At 69.3% G+C, this 14,808-nt stretch carries 23 protein-coding genes; 10 read left to right on the forward strand and 13 right to left on the reverse strand.

Annotated features, from left to right (window positions below; all coding sequences use genetic code 11):
• Positions 1-6: 6 nt before the first annotated feature.
• The 11 genes from S1361_RS06690 to S1361_RS40265 form a co-directional block, all read right to left on the reverse strand.
• Positions 7-918 carry a PD-(D/E)XK nuclease-like domain-containing protein gene (locus tag S1361_RS06690; protein ID WP_208030915.1) on the reverse strand — a complete coding sequence of 304 codons (912 nt, stop codon included), beginning with the start codon at positions 916-918 and terminating at the stop codon, positions 7-9.
• Positions 915-1,166: a hypothetical protein gene (locus S1361_RS06695; RefSeq protein WP_208030916.1), complete on the reverse strand. Its 252-nt coding sequence runs from the start codon at positions 1,164-1,166 to the stop codon at positions 915-917. The genes S1361_RS06690 and S1361_RS06695 overlap by 4 nt, the downstream gene beginning before the upstream one ends.
• 169 nt (positions 1,167-1,335) lie before the next feature.
• Positions 1,336-1,743, reverse strand: coding sequence for a hypothetical protein (locus tag S1361_RS06700; protein WP_208030917.1), 408 nt, complete (start codon positions 1,741-1,743; stop codon positions 1,336-1,338).
• Positions 1,740-2,156: a hypothetical protein gene (locus S1361_RS06705; RefSeq protein ID WP_208030918.1), complete on the reverse strand. Its 417-nt coding sequence runs from the start codon at positions 2,154-2,156 to the stop codon at positions 1,740-1,742. Before S1361_RS06705 ends, S1361_RS06700 begins: the two co-directional genes overlap by 4 nt.
• The gene (locus tag S1361_RS06710) at positions 2,153-2,356 is read right to left on the reverse strand and encodes a hypothetical protein (RefSeq protein WP_208030919.1); all 204 of its coding nucleotides are present in this window, start codon (positions 2,354-2,356) and stop codon (positions 2,153-2,155) included. Before S1361_RS06710 ends, S1361_RS06705 begins: the two co-directional genes overlap by 4 nt.
• On the reverse strand, positions 2,353-2,550 hold the full coding sequence (locus S1361_RS06715) for a hypothetical protein (protein WP_208030920.1): 198 nt from the start codon (positions 2,548-2,550) through the stop codon (positions 2,353-2,355). Before S1361_RS06715 ends, S1361_RS06710 begins: the two co-directional genes overlap by 4 nt.
• Positions 2,547-3,200: a hypothetical protein gene (locus S1361_RS06720; RefSeq protein WP_208030921.1), complete on the reverse strand. Its 654-nt coding sequence runs from the start codon at positions 3,198-3,200 to the stop codon at positions 2,547-2,549. The genes S1361_RS06715 and S1361_RS06720 overlap by 4 nt, the downstream gene beginning before the upstream one ends.
• A complete protein-coding gene (locus tag S1361_RS06725) occupies positions 3,197-3,376 on the reverse strand; it encodes a hypothetical protein (RefSeq protein ID WP_208030922.1) in 180 nt (59 codons plus the stop codon). Before S1361_RS06725 ends, S1361_RS06720 begins: the two co-directional genes overlap by 4 nt.
• The gene (locus S1361_RS06730) at positions 3,373-3,639 is read right to left on the reverse strand and encodes a hypothetical protein (RefSeq protein WP_208030923.1); all 267 of its coding nucleotides are present in this window, start codon (positions 3,637-3,639) and stop codon (positions 3,373-3,375) included. The genes S1361_RS06725 and S1361_RS06730 overlap by 4 nt, the downstream gene beginning before the upstream one ends.
• An 87-nt stretch (positions 3,640-3,726) precedes the next feature.
• Complete coding sequence (locus S1361_RS06735) at positions 3,727-4,059, reverse strand: MerR family transcriptional regulator (RefSeq protein WP_208030924.1); 333 nt, start codon at positions 4,057-4,059, stop codon at positions 3,727-3,729.
• Positions 3,983-4,243, reverse strand: a complete 261-nt coding sequence (locus tag S1361_RS40265) for a helix-turn-helix domain-containing protein (RefSeq protein ID WP_208030925.1) — start codon at positions 4,241-4,243, stop codon at positions 3,983-3,985. Before S1361_RS40265 ends, S1361_RS06735 begins: the two co-directional genes overlap by 77 nt.
• Positions 4,244-4,534: 291 nt before the next feature.
• Here S1361_RS40265 and S1361_RS06745 point away from each other — a divergent pair, with 291 nt between their 5' ends.
• The 3 genes from S1361_RS06745 (at position 4,535) to S1361_RS06755 (ending at position 6,728) form a co-directional block, all read left to right on the forward strand.
• On the forward strand, positions 4,535-5,089 hold the full coding sequence (locus tag S1361_RS06745) for a helix-turn-helix domain-containing protein (RefSeq protein WP_208030926.1): 555 nt from the start codon (positions 4,535-4,537) through the stop codon (positions 5,087-5,089).
• 136 nt (positions 5,090-5,225) lie between these two features.
• Entirely contained in the window at positions 5,226-5,414 is a 189-nt protein-coding gene (locus tag S1361_RS06750; RefSeq protein ID WP_208030927.1) for a hypothetical protein, read from the forward strand.
• Between the two features lie 15 nt (positions 5,415-5,429).
• Positions 5,430-6,728, forward strand: a complete 1,299-nt coding sequence (locus S1361_RS06755; RefSeq protein ID WP_208030928.1) for a tyrosine-type recombinase/integrase — start codon at positions 5,430-5,432, stop codon at positions 6,726-6,728.
• A gap of 89 nt (positions 6,729-6,817) precedes the next feature.
• Here S1361_RS06755 and S1361_RS06760 read toward each other — a convergent pair whose 3' ends face one another.
• Positions 6,818-8,050 (reverse strand): acyl-CoA dehydrogenase family protein, encoded by a 1,233-nt coding sequence (locus tag S1361_RS06760; RefSeq protein ID WP_208030929.1) that lies wholly within the window; start codon positions 8,048-8,050, stop codon positions 6,818-6,820.
• A 172-nt stretch (positions 8,051-8,222) separates the two neighbouring features.
• On the opposite strand from S1361_RS06760, the gene S1361_RS06765 reads away from it, so the two are divergent.
• A complete protein-coding gene (locus S1361_RS06765) occupies positions 8,223-8,867 on the forward strand; it encodes a TetR/AcrR family transcriptional regulator (RefSeq protein ID WP_208030930.1) in 645 nt (214 codons plus the stop codon).
• A gap of 10 nt (positions 8,868-8,877) precedes the next feature.
• Here S1361_RS06765 and def read toward each other — a convergent pair whose 3' ends face one another.
• The gene (gene def / locus S1361_RS06770) at positions 8,878-9,477 is read right to left on the reverse strand and encodes a peptide deformylase (protein ID WP_208030931.1); all 600 of its coding nucleotides are present in this window, start codon (positions 9,475-9,477) and stop codon (positions 8,878-8,880) included.
• Positions 9,478-9,629: 152 nt separating this feature from the next.
• Here def and S1361_RS06775 point away from each other — a divergent pair, with 152 nt between their 5' ends.
• From S1361_RS06775 to S1361_RS06800, 6 genes are all read left to right on the forward strand, one after another.
• Positions 9,630-10,868: a MurT ligase domain-containing protein gene (locus S1361_RS06775; RefSeq protein ID WP_208030932.1), complete on the forward strand. Its 1,239-nt coding sequence runs from the start codon at positions 9,630-9,632 to the stop codon at positions 10,866-10,868.
• 21 nt (positions 10,869-10,889) lie between these two features.
• On the forward strand, positions 10,890-11,618 hold the full coding sequence (locus S1361_RS06780; protein ID WP_208030933.1) for a type 1 glutamine amidotransferase: 729 nt from the start codon (positions 10,890-10,892) through the stop codon (positions 11,616-11,618).
• Between the two features lie 226 nt (positions 11,619-11,844).
• Positions 11,845-12,870: a 6-phosphofructokinase gene (locus S1361_RS06785; RefSeq protein ID WP_208030934.1), complete on the forward strand. Its 1,026-nt coding sequence runs from the start codon at positions 11,845-11,847 to the stop codon at positions 12,868-12,870.
• A gap of 127 nt (positions 12,871-12,997) precedes the next feature.
• Positions 12,998-13,948, forward strand: a complete 951-nt coding sequence (locus tag S1361_RS06790) for a cytochrome c oxidase assembly protein (protein ID WP_208030935.1) — start codon at positions 12,998-13,000, stop codon at positions 13,946-13,948.
• Between the two features lie 82 nt (positions 13,949-14,030).
• Complete coding sequence (locus S1361_RS06795) at positions 14,031-14,198, forward strand: hypothetical protein (protein ID WP_208030936.1); 168 nt, start codon at positions 14,031-14,033, stop codon at positions 14,196-14,198.
• 37 nt (positions 14,199-14,235) lie between these two features.
• The gene (locus tag S1361_RS06800; protein WP_208030937.1) at positions 14,236-14,721 is read left to right on the forward strand and encodes an Lrp/AsnC family transcriptional regulator; all 486 of its coding nucleotides are present in this window, start codon (positions 14,236-14,238) and stop codon (positions 14,719-14,721) included.
• Positions 14,722-14,808 lie beyond the last annotated feature (87 nt).

The following is a 14,808-nucleotide window of genomic DNA, read 5'->3' on the forward strand; positions in this document are numbered from 1 at the left end:
TTGCTCCTAGGCGTACTGGCGCTCGACCCACGAGGGGAGCGAGATCATCGGGTTGGGCAGGTAGCCGGGCCATTCGCCGCGCTCGCGGCAGATGGCGTAGGTGTTGAGGGCGACCTCGTTGAGGTGGCGGCCGATGCTGCGGGCCATCGGGTCGCAGGTGGTGACCACGACCAGGTAGGGCGGGTCCTTCTCCTGGACCACGAACTGCATCGGGCGCTCGGGGTCGGCGACGCCGAGGGCTTCACCGCCGTCCTCGTACCAGCCCTGTTGCTGGTGGTAGCCGTGCTCGTTGAATGCCTTCTCCAGGTCCGCTCGGCGGCAGGACCGGGCGGTCTTGTAGTCGACGATCTGGCCGTCGTGGCGGAGCCAGTCGAAGCGGCAGCGGCGCCAGACGCCGTTGTCCTCCCAGAAGGCGGACATCTCGGCGAGTCCGGAGCCGGGCTCCAGCAGGGCGGCTGCTTCCTCGTTGGCGCGCAGCTCGGCGGCCATGGCGTGGACCTGTTCCAGCTCGTGGCGCTTGAGCGGGATGTCGCCGGCCGCTCGTATCGCGGCGACCTCGGCCTTGATGCTGTCGGTGTCCCACCGCGGGGCGTCGACGAGGACGAGCTCGGGGCCGTCGTCGAGGACGAGCTTGTGCGCGGCGGTGCCGAGTTCGAGGGCCTTGTTGTGGGGCTGCGGGTTGTCGAGCCAGTGCTTGAACTTGGCGGGGCACTCGGTGACGAGCTTGCGGGCGCCGGTCGACGACAGGCTGCCGCCGGGGATCGGGTCCCGGTGATACAGGTCGGCGGGGATGTCATACAGACCCGGCTCGACCTCGGCCGGCGCCGCTCCGGTCCCGTCCTCGCAGTCCTCGCAGAGGCCGTCCCGGGTGAACGGTCCGTCGGTGTTGCCGCACTGGCGGCAGGCGAGCGGGCTCACGCTGCCGCCTGCCCGCGGGCGATGGCCTGCAGGACAGCGATGCCGTTCTCGTCGTACTTGGCGAGGAGGATGGCGTCGCCGTAGTCGGGGAAGGTGGTGCAGAGCTTGACCCGGTTCACGGCGTCGGCGCGGTCGATGAGGCTGATCAGGGACTCGGTCCAGTCCCCCGCCGGGTAGCCGCCACGACCGAAGTGCGAGAGGACGTGACAGGCGACCTCGGCGGGAATCTTGGGGCGCTTGGCGTTCATGAAGGCTCCAGATGGGTGTGCTGATGGGTGGCGGCTCGCCCCGACCGGGGGGTTGCGGGGCGAGCCGCCTCGGGTGCCGCGGAGCGCGAGGGGGTGCGCTCACGCGGCGGCTGTGGAGTTGGGCGCGCCGGCCGGACGGGACGCGAGGTCGACCGCCCGACCGACGGGCTTATGCGGCTCCGACGTCGACCTGCTTCTTGCTGGCCGGGCTGACGCGGAACTCCTCGACGGCGAAGAGGCCGTCTTCCTGCGGTGGCAGCTGCTTGATCGCCTTGGCGATCTTTCGGCGGACCGCGTCGTAGCAGTCGGGGCACATCGCCGCGAGGCGCCGGGCAGGCAACGAGGCTGCGGTCACGAAGTCGCCCTCGTTGATCGGGTCCCGCGGCATCGCGATCAGGACCACCTCGCCACGCTTGGAGATGTGCTTGCCGTTCTCCAGGTCGCAGCGGCCCTGCGTGCGCTGACCCGGCGCGGAATGTTTCTTGCCGCAGGCGCCCCGGCACTCACACCGGTGGCCGGCATTCCTCATCACCGCGGTCCACAGGGCCGCGCCGACTATCGGGGGACGGACGGTCATGCGACGACCTCCTCGTCAACTACGGCGAACGGTGCGCGGTGCAGCGGCACGACCTCGACGACGGGCATCTCCTGCGTGCGGGTGACCGCGGCGTGAGCCCAGGTGCGGATGTCGAGACGCCGGTCCCTGTCGGCGACCTGGCCTTCGAGTTCGCCGACGTACCGCTCCAGCGCGTCGCGGTCCCGGCCGACGTTGATCAGCGCGTCCCGCGTCTGCTGAAGCCGGTCAGCCAGCTGCTCGTTGGCCGTCTCCAGCTCGCTGAGCCGGGTGGCCTGCCGCAGGATCAGCGCGTCGGCGTCGGCGAGCCGCCGCTGCAGCTCGGCGAGTTCCTGCTCACGCTGGGCGAGCCGGTCGATAGCGCGGTGCTTGCGGGCGGGCCGGTTCGTGCGGCCGGGTATGAGGGTGAGGCTCACGGCTGTCCCCAGTTGTCGAGGTCGATGATGTGCCCGGCAGCGCGGTCGGCCCGGAAGTTGCGGCTCGTCTCAGCTGCGGCCTTCAGTTCGAAGTTGGTCCGCTCCAGTGCGACGAGCTGGGCCTCCAGTTCGGCGACCCGGGCCCGCAGGCTGACGATCGCGGGGTGCGTTTCGTCGGCCGGGTCGACGGCCGCGGTCACCGGACCGGCTCCGTGTTGCACGTGCACGCCTCGGGGTGGGCGCAGGCCATGGCGTCGAAGACGCGCTCGTACCAGTCGGCGGGCTGCAGGTTCGGGGTGTGGCCGGCGGGCGGCTCGGCGAGCAGGGCCTGCAGTGCGGCGTCGGCCTCGACCACCGGCAGCCGCACGTCCAGACGGGACAGGTCGACGGTCATCGCGACTCACCCGCCTTGCCCTCGACGGGCGCCGGAACGGCGAGCTTCTGCAGGCCGTACTTGCGGACCCGGTCGTAGCGGGCGATGCCCCACTGGATCGCGTAGCAGGCCCAGATGAAGGACGACTCGTAGTCGTGGAAGTCCCACTCCCAGACGTCCTTGAACTCGTAGCCCTGGAACGCGAAGTCCTCCAGCACGTTCCGTGCCGTGTGCTCGTCGCTCAGGTCTTCGTTCAGCACCCAGGTGCGCAGGTGCTTGCCTGTTCCGGCGGGGACTCCGCCCCACTTGGCGTCATTGACGAACTGCTCCACGACTCGCTGTCGCAGCAGCTCCTCGGAGTACTCCTTGACGGACCGGCGCCCACCACCGAGCTTCTCCGCCCAGTAGTGCGGGTTGATGCCCCACCTGCGGTCCGCGCGGAAGAACTCGAACATGTCGGGCATGCGGCTGAAGACGTAGTCGTCGCCCAGGTCACCGCACATGGCCAGCCGTCCGGGCCAGGTGATCAGGTCGAACCAGTACTCGCCGTAGCCGCGCGGGTTGTTGGTGAACCGCAGGTGCCGGTAGAGGCCGTCGTCGTGCAGGACGGTCATCTGGTGGCCGGCCGTGTCGCGGGTGAACCGGGCGGCGATCTCCGGGTAGTCGCTCACAGCGCGCCCCCGTTCTCGGTGTCGGTGGGGATGTGGGCGCCGCCGTCACGCCAGGCGTAGGCGGTCAGAGCACCGGCGACGTAGCCCTGGCGGACGACCGCCATCACGTCGTCGTCCCAGTCGCCGAGGAGGGCTTCCTCGATGTCGGCGATCAGCTCCGGGGTCAGGTCGCTCATGACGCCGCCCTCGCCATCGCTCGCAGGTACTGGTGGGCCACGACCTGGGCGGCGTACTTGGCGGTGCACGGAGCGCAGTCCTCATTGCACTCGGTCTCGCCGTTCGGCCACTCGACCATCGTGTGCAGGCTGTCCCGCTCGACGTCATCGACCGCGTCAAGCAGGTCGGCGAGGGCGGAGTTCGTGGGGCGGATCGTGTCAGCCGCCTCCGAGAGGTCGATCGTGTCGATCGCCGCGATCAGGTTGGGTGATACTTGAGGCACGTGAAGCCCCTTTCGTTCGTGAGGTTCGTGAGGGGTGGATCGTTCGAGGTCGTCCCGTAGGCGCGGGGCGGCCTCTTTGCTGCCGCGTCAGGCGGCGGCGCGGGCCGGGCGGCGGGAGATCGGCTTGGCGTACTGGTTCGGCACCCGCTCGCCCTGGGCCTGGACCCAGCGGATGTGGGCGGCGGTCATGCGCGGCGACTTGCCGACGTAGGTGTGGGGGATCCGGCCGGCCTGGATGGACTCGACGACCCAGTTGGTCGTCTTGCCGAGGATGGCTGCGGCCTCCTCGGGGGTGAAGCACTTGAGCTCCAGCTCGGCCGCGGTGGGGGCGGACGCCAGACGCTCAACCGCTGCCGTCAGCTCGGTGAGTCGCAGGATCAGCGTCGTGTCGGTGGGGGGAGCCAGGTCGTTCCTGGTCACGGGTTCTCTCCTCGTGTGTGATGGCTGCGATAGGCACGTCCAGGCGTGAGGCGTAGAGGTGGAGGGTTCCGGCCCCTGCTCCCTGTTGGCCGTTCTCGACTCGGGAGAGGAAGCCGGGGTCTCTGCCTATGTCCTTCGCGAGCTGCTGAAGGCTGATTCCCCGTGCCTCGCGGATGGCCTTCATTGCGGCTCCGTTCGGTCTCACGAGACACAACGTAGACCTAATGAAGCCGCAACGGCAAGCGGCTAGCGCTGGTTTCTTTGGGTGTTGTTCTGGGTTACTTGGGCCTACTTGCGGGTTCGATGACGAGAGCTGTGGCCAGAGAAGTACGGCGCGCAGCGGCGCATGCACGGCGCGCAAGCGCAACGAGCCGTTAACGAAGCAACAAAAATGCGCCCCTAAGACCGATCAATCCAGGTCAATTGGGGGATCCGGTAGGTGCGTGTTGCCAAACCGTGCGGCATGATGGCCGACATGACAGAGGACCGGACCAAACGGCAGTGGCCCAAGCTCGCGGATGCCATCAGGTCGGCCCGCGAAGCACGCGGGCTCACCCAGGTCGCCCTCGCCGAGCTCGCCGGCATCAGCGAAGGCAGCGTCCAGAATCTGGAGAGCGGCGAGTCCCGCACACGGATTCCACCCTCCCTTGGCAAGGTCGAGCCGCACCTCGGATGGGCCCCCGGCTCGGGGCTCGAAGTGCTACGCGGTGGAGAGCCCACCCGCGTGCCGGTCGTTCACGAGGGGTCGGCCGAGCTGCGCGTCGGGCAAGACAAGCTCCGCCGGAAGCTCCCCTTGCGGGTCGTCGATGAACTGGAGAGCGACGATCCGCTCATCGACTCACAGGTCATCCAGCTTCCCGGCACGAAGGGCGCCCGCATGACGGTCGTTGTCCACGGCCAGCCGGACGCCACACCCCAGGAAATCCAGGAGGCTCTGCTGGCCTGGCGCCGGGCGGAGCGCAAGCTGCACCGGCTGCCAGACGACGATGACGACAACGGAGACGAGCCGCAGGCTGCCAACGGCTCGTAACTCGGCCCTCACTGGTCGTGCACGATCCCTTCCAGCATCACCCGGAAGTGTGGTGTCATATGCGGACACCACAATGGAGGGCGCCCGCAGTGGTCTTGGGGGACCTATGTGTGTGCGGGTTCTGTCAGTCTCGGGAATGCCCAAAAAAGTCCGCATCTGGGTCGACGACCGGGATGACGGACGCTTCAACGTCTACATCGACGAGAGTCTGATCCAGGACGACGGCGCCCTGGCCCTTCAGCAAATCCTCAACGTCACCATCACCGGCTGGCAACGGCTCGACGAGACCATGGTCCGGACCGCACTGCGTGCGGTCACTGGATGAGCCCAGAGGTGATCGATGGCCTACGGAGAGAAGCGCGGCTACGACAAGCGCGCCCGCAAGTGGCGGTATCGAGGTCGGTACAAGCTCCCCAACGGCAAGTGGGGGTCAGTCTCCAAGGACGACCAAGGTCAGCCCTTCTACACGGAACGCGCTGCCGAGCAGTACGCACACGGCCTGGAAGTCGACGTCCGGCGCAAGCAGTTCATCAACCCCCGTGACGGTCGGATCACCGTCGCAGAGTGGGCGGCGGCCTGGCTGCCGTCCATCGACGTCGGCCCCCTCACCGAGAAGGAATACCGGCTGCGGCTGAAGAACCAGATCCTCCCCGAGTGGGGAGGTGTGGCGATCGGAGACCTGTCCCCCACCGCGATCGCCACCTGGGAAAAGGGCCTACGCCAGCGGCTGGCGAAGAACTACGCGGACGGCGTGATGAGCGTCTTCCGCACGATGCTCGATGACGCCGTCACAGAGAAGCTGCGAGGCGACAACCCGGTGGCCACCCGAAAGTCGGGCCGGCGCGGCCGGTACAAGCCGAAGCCGAAGGACGAGAAGGTCATCGCCACCCCGCGCCAGGCGCTCCTCATTGCCCGCAATGCGCTGGAGATGCGAGGCCTCAACGAGTACGTCCTCGTTCTCACGTCGGCCTACACCGGCCTGCGGATCGGTGAGCTGGCCGGCGTGCACCGCGACCAGCTGGCCCTGAAGGACACCGGTGAGGGGGCGCGCCTGCACTCCGTACAGCAGAGCCAGTACATCGACGGCGTGTTCACGGAGATCGCCAACAAGTACGACTCGGGCCGCGGACTGATTCTGCCGCGGTTCCTCGCCGAGCTGCTGCAGGAGTTGATGGACTCCCGGCCGGGCAGCGAATGGGTCTTCACCGCGCCCAAGGGCGGTCGGCTGCTACGGGGAGGTGACTGGTACAAGGACACCTGGCAGCCGCTGGTGTCCGGGCGGGCGCCGCGCGGTGTCGTGAGGGGCGCGAAGGCACGGGTCGGGATCAGGCCGGTGCTCGGCGTTGAGGGGCTGACGCCGCATGGGCTACGGCACTCGCAGAAGGTCTGGCTGGATGAGGGCAATCATCCTAGAGTTGCTGTTGAGGCGCGGATGGGGCATGTGCTCCAGGGCGTCGAAGGCACCTACTCGCACGTGACGTTGGCGATGGAGTTGGCGATCGCCGAGTACCTCCAACGCCTTTGGGAGGACTCGTTGAGGGTGGTCGTGGACCGCCGCGAGTTCGGCCCGTATCCCCCGCTCCAGATGCCCCGCCAGAAACGATCTCCCAGTCGTCTCCCAAGCCTGATTGGATCTTGACTTCAGCACGCCGCAGCGGCCCTCCCGGGTTGTCCGGGAGGGCCTTTCTCACGTGAACGATCTATGCGCGTCCTACTGCAAGGACGGTGCTACCGGATCGGCATCCCGGACAGGGCCCGCGCGATGACGAGCCGCTGGATCTCGCTCGTCCCCTCGAAAATGGTGTAGATCGCCGCGTCCCGGTGCATCCGCTCGACCGGGTACTCGCGGGTGTAGCCGTTGCCGCCGAGGATCTGGATCGCCTGGGCCGTGACCTTCTTGGCGGTCTCGCTGGCGAACAGCTTCGACATGGAGCCCTCGGCCGCGGTGAACGGCTTGCCGTTGACCGCCATCCACGAGGCCCGCCAGACCAGCAGACGCGCGGCGTCGATCTGCGTCCGCATGTCCGCCAGCTGGAAGGCGACCCCCTGGTTGTCGATGATCGGCCGGCCGAACTGCTCGCGGGTCCTGGCGTAGTCGAGGGCGACCTCGTACGCGGCACGGGCGGTGCCGACCGCCATGGCGCCGACGGCCGGGCGGGACGCCTCGAACGTGGCCATCGCGGCGTTCTTCACGCTCCCCGAGCCTCCGGCCGCCCCGGCCTTCTCGCGGGCCCGGGCCAGGCGCTCGTCCAGCTTCTCCTTGCCGCCGAGCAGGCAGGAGCCGGGCACCCGGACGTTGTCGAGGACGACCTCGGCGGTGTGCGAGGCACGGATGCCGTGCTTCTTGAACTTCTGGCCCTGGGACAGACCGGCCGTACCCGGCGGAACGATGAAGGAGGCGTGGCCCTTGGAGCCCAGCTCCGGGTCGACCACGGCGACCACGACGTGGACGTTGGCGATGCCGCCGTTGGTCGCCCAGGTCTTCGTGCCGTTGATCACCCACTCGTCCCTGGCCTCGTCGTACACCGCACGCGTGCGCAGGGAGGCGACGTCGGAGCCGGCGTCGGGCTCGGAGGAGCAGAACGCGGCGACCTTGACGTCGTTCTGGTCGCCGTACATCTGCGGGATCCAGGTGCCGATCTGCTCCTCGGTCCCGTTGGCGAGGACGCCCACGGCGGCGAGGCCGGTGCCCACGATGGAGAGGGCGATGCCCGCGTCGCCCCAGAACAGCTCCTCCATGGCCATCGGGATGCCGAGGCCGGTGGGGTCGAAGTACTGCTGCGCGTAGAAGTCGAGGGAGTATATGCCGACCTTCGCGGCCTCCTGGATGACCGGCCATGGCGTCTCTTCTCGCTCGTCCCACTCGGCCGCTGCGGGACGGATCACATCCGCGGCGAAGCCATGGAGCCAGTCGCGTACTTCCCTCTGTTCCTCGTTCAGCTCCATGGTGAACTCGGCCATGTCCCCTCCAGCGGGCGGCAGTGCGGTGTTACTAGCGGTAACCCGAAGTGTGTTACTGATCGGTAAGGAAAGTCAACCGGTGATGACACCTCAGCATCCCGTTCGATGTGCGGGGAACGGTCAGTGTTAGTTTGCGCAGGCGTCACCGAATCAGCACGGGTGGGGAGAGCACATGGACACCACGCAGCGGACCGAGCAGCAGCGGTCCGCCGACCGCCGACGACGCGAACTGCTGGAGGCCGCCGACCGGGTGGTGCTGCGCGACGGCCCGCAGGCGTCGATGAACGCGATCGCGGCGGAAGCGGGTATCACGAAGCCGATTCTCTACCGGCACTTCGGCGACAAGGGCGGACTGTACGCGGCGCTCGCCAAGCGGCACACCGACGCGTTGCTCGACTCCCTGCGGGCGGCGCTGGACGCACCCGCCGACCGGCGCGAGCGGGTCGAGGCGACGCTGGCCACCTACCTCGCCGCGATCGAGGCACGGCCCCAGGTGTACCGGTTCCTGATGCACCCGGCGGAGGGCAGCACCGGGGGCGACCAGGGCTTCGACGTGGGCAAGCACAGCGCTCCGCTGCTCCGGCGGATGGGCGAGGAGCTGGCCCAGGTCATCGAGGAGCGGGTGGACCTGGGTCCGGAGAGCCAGCAGCTGGCTCGGGTGTGGGGGCACGGGATCGTCGGGATGATGCACGCGGCGGGTGACTGGTGGCTGGGTGAACGCCCCTGTTCACGCGCCGAGTTGGTGCGGTCTCTCGCGGACCTGCTGTGGGGTCGTCTGGCCGCGGCCGGGGACCGGATGGGAGGCCCCGGCTTCTGACGGCCGCTCTTCAGCCGCGGGCCGGCGGGGGCTGGTCGCGCAGTTCCCCGCGTCCCCGAGCGGGAGCAGCCGGCCGGTGCCACGGGGCTCGGGAGATCTGCCGCACCAGCTTCCGGCGGCGCCACCCCGCCAAGCGGTCGGCGTACACCGTGCCCTCCAGGTGGTCGCACTCGTGTTGCAAGCATCTGGCAAAGAAGCCGGTGCCGTGGACGGTGACCGGGTCTCCCGTCATGGTGAAGCCCTCGACCACCGCGTGGTCGTAGCGCTCGGTTCCCGCCTCCAGGCCCGGCAGGGAAAGGCAGCCCTCCGGGCCCCGGATCACCACACCGTCGGCCTCGACCAGCCGCGGGTTCACCACATGGCCGAGGTGACGGACGTCCTCGTCGTCGGGGCAGTCGTACACGAACACCCGCAGACCGACCCCGATCTGGTTGGCGGCCAGGCCCACTCCTCGCGCCGCGTACATCGTGGCGAACAGGTCCTCCACGAGGTCCGCGAGGCCGGGTCCGAAGTCGGTGACGTCCCGGCAGGGCTCGCGCAGCGCCGCGTCGCCGAGCAGGGTGAGAGGCCGGACGCGCCCGTGGGCGCCCGGAATGGAACCGTGTCGCATGGCGGCAAGGGTACGGTTCGTTCAGCTCATGCCCGCCGCTCGAGGCCTGGGGCCGGGATTCGGCACTGGAATGGATCTCGATAGGCTGAGGTTCACACCACGTTGCCGGATGGCCCCAGGCGCGGCGCGTACGCAAGGAGGATCGAGAACTGATGGCAGGCAACTCGGACCCGCTCTCGCCGCGGGCCAAGCTGGCCGTGACCGCGGGCAAGGCGGTCGCTGCGGCATCGCGCGCCGCAGGACGCGGCAGCGGGTCGGTGATCGGTGGCCGGGTCGCGCTGAAACTCGACCCCGATCTGCTCGGGCGGCTCGCCCAGAACCTGGACGTCGTCCTGGTGTCGGCCACCAACGGCAAGACCACGACCACCCGGCTCATCGCGGAGGCGCTGCGCGCCGCGGGCCCGGTCGTGTCGAACGCGCTCGGCGCCAACATGCCGGCCGGCATCACGTCCGCGCTGGCGGGCGGCTCGGACGCGAAGTTCGGCGTCATCGAGGTGGACGAGAAGTACCTGGCCGGAGTGGCCCGGGACACCGCCCCCAAGTGCATCGCCCTGCTGAACCTCTCCCGCGACCAGCTGGACCGAGCCGCCGAGACCCGGATGCTCGCCGAGAACTGGCGCGAGGGTCTGGCCGGCTCCAAGGCGGTCGTCGTCGCCAACTGCGACGACCCGCTGGTGGTGTGGGCCGCGTCCTCCTCCGCGAATGTGATCTGGGTCGCTGCCGGGCAGATGTGGAAGGACGACGCCTGGTCCTGCCCGTCGTGCGGTGGCGTGATGCAGCGCCCCGGCGACGACTGGTTCTGCGGTGAGTGCGGCTTCCGCCGGCCCACGCCGACCTGGGCGCTCTCCGGCGATCACGTGCTGGACCCGCACGGGTCCGCCTGGCCGATCCACCTGCAGCTGCCGGGCCGGGCCAACAAGGCGAACGCGGCCAGCTCCGCGGCGGTCGCCGCCGTCTTCGGGGTGCCGCCGCAGGTCGCCCTGGAGCGGATGTACCAGGTGCAGGCGGTGGCCGGCCGGTACGACGTGGTCCAGTTCCAGAACCGCGACCTCAGGCTGCTGCTGGCCAAGAACCCGGCCGGCTGGCTGGAGACGTTCTCCCTGATCGACCCGCCGCCCGCGCCGGTGATCCTGTCGGTGAACGCCCGCGGCGCCGACGGCACCGACACCTCCTGGCTCTGGGACGTCGACTACACCCGGCTGACCGGCCACCCGATCTTCGTCATCGGCGACCGGAAGCTGGACCTCGCCGTCCGTCTGGAGGTCGCGAACCAGCACTTCCAGGTCTGCGACGACCTCGACCAGGCCGTGCAGATGTGCCCGCCGGGCCGGATCGAGGTCATCGCGAACTACACCGCGTTCCAGGACCTGCGCCGCCGCGTCGGCAACTGATCTTCGAAGGGCGATCACCTCATGAGCGACAACCAACTGCGGCTGGTGTGGATCTACCCGGACCTGCTCAGCACCTACGGCGACCAGGGCAACGCGCTCGTCGTGGAGCGCCGGGCCCGGCAGCGCGGCCTGGACGTGGCCCGGCTGGACGTGCGCAGCGACCAGCCGATCCCGACCTCCGGCGACATCTACCTGATCGGCGGCGGCGAGGACCGTCCGCAGCGGCTCGCGGCCGAGCGGCTGCGCCGTGACGGGCACCTGCACCGGGCGGTGGAGAACGGCGCGATCGTCTTCTCGGTCTGCGCCGGCTACCAGATCCTCGGCCACGAGTTCATCAACGACCTCGGCCAGCGCGAGCCGGGCCTCGGCCTGCTCGACGTGGTGTCGGTGCGCGGCGAGGGCGAGCGGTGCGTCGGCGACGTGCTGGGCGACATCGACCCGCAGCTCGGCCTGCCCCAGCTGACCGGCTTCGAGAACCACCAGGGCGTCACCCACCTCGGCCCCACCGCCCGCCCCTTCGCCCGCGTGCAGATCGGCAAGGGCAACGGCACCGGGGACGGCACGGAGGGCGCGTACAACGGGACGGTCTTCGGCACGTACATGCACGGTCCGGTGCTCGCCCGCAACCCGCTGATCGCCGACCTGCTGCTGAAGCTGGCGCTGGACGTCAACGCGCTGCCGCCGATCGACGACCGCTGGTACGAGGCGCTCCGCAACGAGCGCATCGCGGCTGCGCAGCAGCCTGCGTAGGTGACAGTTGCGCAGCAGCCTGCGTAACCCGTTCTTCACGGGATTTCAACGTGGTCCGGCAGACTCCCTGGGGCCCGCCTGACGGTCCGTCCGCTCACATGTGCGGGCGCGTCCAGCAGGCGGACGCCCGCTACGGAGCCACCCCCTTCCGCCGGTAGGGTGACCGGGAATCCGCCGGACAACGTGGTCCGGTTACCCGGCCCACGTTGAGAAGGTATTTCGGGCTATGCGCATTGGTGTCCTCACGTCCGGCGGCGACTGCCCCGGCCTGAACGCCGTCATCCGGTCCGTCGTGCACCGTGCCGTCGCCGACCACGGCGACGAGGTCATCGGTTTCCGGGACGGCTGGAAGGGCCTCCTGGAGTGCGACTACCTGAAGCTCGACCTCGACGCCGTGGGCGGCATCCTGGCCCGCGGCGGCACCATCCTCGGCTCCTCCCGGGTCCGCCCGGAGCATCTGCGGGACGGTGTGGAGCGGGCCAAGGGCCATGTCGCGGAACTCGGCCTCGACGCGATCATCCCGATCGGCGGCGAGGGCACGCTGAAGGCGGCCCGGCTGCTGTCGGACAGCGGGCTGCCCATCGTGGGCGTGCCCAAGACGATCGACAACGACATCGCCGTCACCGATGTCACCTTCGGCTTCGACACCGCGGTGACCGTGGCGACCGAGGCCCTGGACCGGCTGAAGACCACCGCCGAGTCGCACCAGCGGGTGCTGATCGTGGAGGTCATGGGCCGGCACACCGGCTGGATCGCGCTGCACTCGGGCATGGCGGCCGGCGCGCACGCCGTCGTCGTACCCGAGCGGCCCTTCGACATCGAGGAGTTGACGCGGAAGGTCGGCGAGCGGTTCGAGGCGGGCAAGCGGTTCGCCATCGTGGTCGCCGCGGAGGGGGCCAAGCCGCGGCCCGGTTCCATGGAGTTCGACGAGGGCGGCAAGGACATCTACGGCCACGAGCGGTTCGCCGGTATCGCCCGGCAGCTGTCGGTCGAACTGGAGCAGCGGCTCGGCAAGGAGGCCCGTCCGGTCATCCTCGGGCACGTGCAGCGGGGCGGCACGCCGACCGCGTACGACAGGGTGCTGGCGACCCGTTTCGGCTGGCACGCGGTGGAGGCCGTGCACCGGGGCGAGTTCGGCAAGATGACGGCGCTGCGCGGGACGGACATCGTGATGGTGTCGCTGGCGGAGGCCGTGGAGACACTGAAGACGGTGCCCACCGAGCGGTACGACGAGGCGGAGTGCGTCCTCTGACGCAGTGGTTCCGGTGAGAACAAACCGGCCCCGGTCACGATGGTGACCGGGGCCGGTTCTACTCTTGGTGCGGACAAGACAGCTGCGGACAGACACCGCGCAACCCCCACGAACCAGGAGCGGCCGGATGGATCACAGCGGGCACGGCATGATGATGGATCTGCCGCCGTTCACGCTGGGGCGGGGTCTTCAGTGGTCGGCCGACCCGTTCTTCCTCGTGGCCTGCCTCGCCGGTCTGGCGCTCTACGGCTGGGGGGTCGTGCGGCTGCGGCGGCGCGGGGACGCGTGGCCGGTGTCGCGTACGGTGTCGTACGTCGTCGGTGTGCTCACGATCGCGCTGGTCATGTGCACCAGGCTGAACGACTACGGCATGGTCATGTTCAGCGTGCACATGGTGCAGCACATGGTGATCAGCATGCTGTCGCCGATCCTGATCCTGCTCGGTGCCCCGGTCACGCTCGCGCTGCGCGCCCTGCCGACGGCCGGGAGGGGCCGCAAGGGTCCGCGCGAGCTGCTGCTGATGCTGCTGCACAGCCGGTACATGCAGATCATCACGCACCCGGCGTTCACGATCCCGCTGTTCATCGCGAGCCTGTACGGCCTGTACTTCACCCCGCTGTTCGACTTCCTGATGGGCTCGAAGACCGGGCACGTCGCGATGATGGTCCACTTCCTCGCGGTCGGTGTCGTGTTCTTCTGGCCGATCATCGGTGTCGACCCCGGCCCGCACCGGCCCGGTCACCTGATGCGGATGCTGGAGCTGTTCGCGGGCATGCCCTTCCACGCGTTCTTCGGCATCGCGCTGATGATGGCGTCGACGCCGATGGTGGAGACCTTCCAGCACCCGCCCGGCTCGCTCGGCGTCGAGGCGCTGTCCGATCAGAGCGCGGCGGGCGGTATCGCCTGGGCGTTCAGCGAGATCCCGTCGGTGCTGGTGCTGATCGCGCTGCTGTTCCAGTGGTACCGCTCCGAGCAGCGGCAGGCCAAGCGCACGGACCGGGCCGCCGACCGGGACGGCGACAAGGAGCTGGCGGCGTACAACGCCTATCTGGCCTCGCTGAACGCGCGCGAGGGCTGAGCAGCCGTATCCTCCCGGCAGGCGCCGTTTCCCGGGAATCGGGGCACCATGGTCGGTAACGGACCATGAGGAGGGTGTCGCGATGCCCGGTTCCACGAACGGTTCCATCAGGACGATGGGGGCACTCACGGTCGGCGGGCTGGTCCTCGTGACCGCCTACACGGTCGCGCTCGGCAGCAACGGCTGGCTGTGGTTCGGATGGGTGGTGCTGGGTCTGCTGACCCTCACCCTGGTCGTCACCCAGTCCTGAGCCGGTCGGCCGGGGCGGGGCTGGCTACAGTGCCCGCATGAACAGCAGGACGCCCTCGTTCGACGAGCTGGACCGCCAGATCATCACCGCGCTCATGGCGAACGCCCGGACCAGCTTCGCCGAGATAGGAGCGGCGATCGGGCTGTCCGCCACGGCGGTCAAACGGCGGGTGGACAGGCTGCGCGAGACCGGGGTGATCACCGGGTTCACGGCGACGGTCAAGCCGTCCGCGCTGGGCTGGCGCACGGAGGCGTACGTCGAGGTGTACTGCGAGGGCGCGGCCCCGCCCCGGCGGCTGGCGGAGGTCGTCCGCAACCATCCGGAGATCGCGGCGGCGATGACGGTGACCGGCGGCGCCGACGCACTGCTGCACGTGCGCGCCCGGGACGTGGAGCACTTCGAGGAGGTGCTGGAGCGGATCCGTGCCGAGCCGTTCATCCGGAAGACGATCAGTGTGATGGTGTTGTCCCATCTGCTCCCGGAAAGCCCGGAAGCCGGCGCCACCCACGCGGCTCCCGAGTGACCTCGGAACGCGCAGGGATCGTGCGCGCATCCTGCCGAGAACGCAGCAATGCTGCACCACCACGCAGCTCTTCTCGCTTGTCGTCCG

It is taken from the genome of Streptomyces cyanogenus (genome assembly GCF_017526105.1).
Classification (GTDB): Bacteria; Actinomycetota; Actinomycetes; order Streptomycetales; family Streptomycetaceae; genus Streptomyces; species Streptomyces cyanogenus.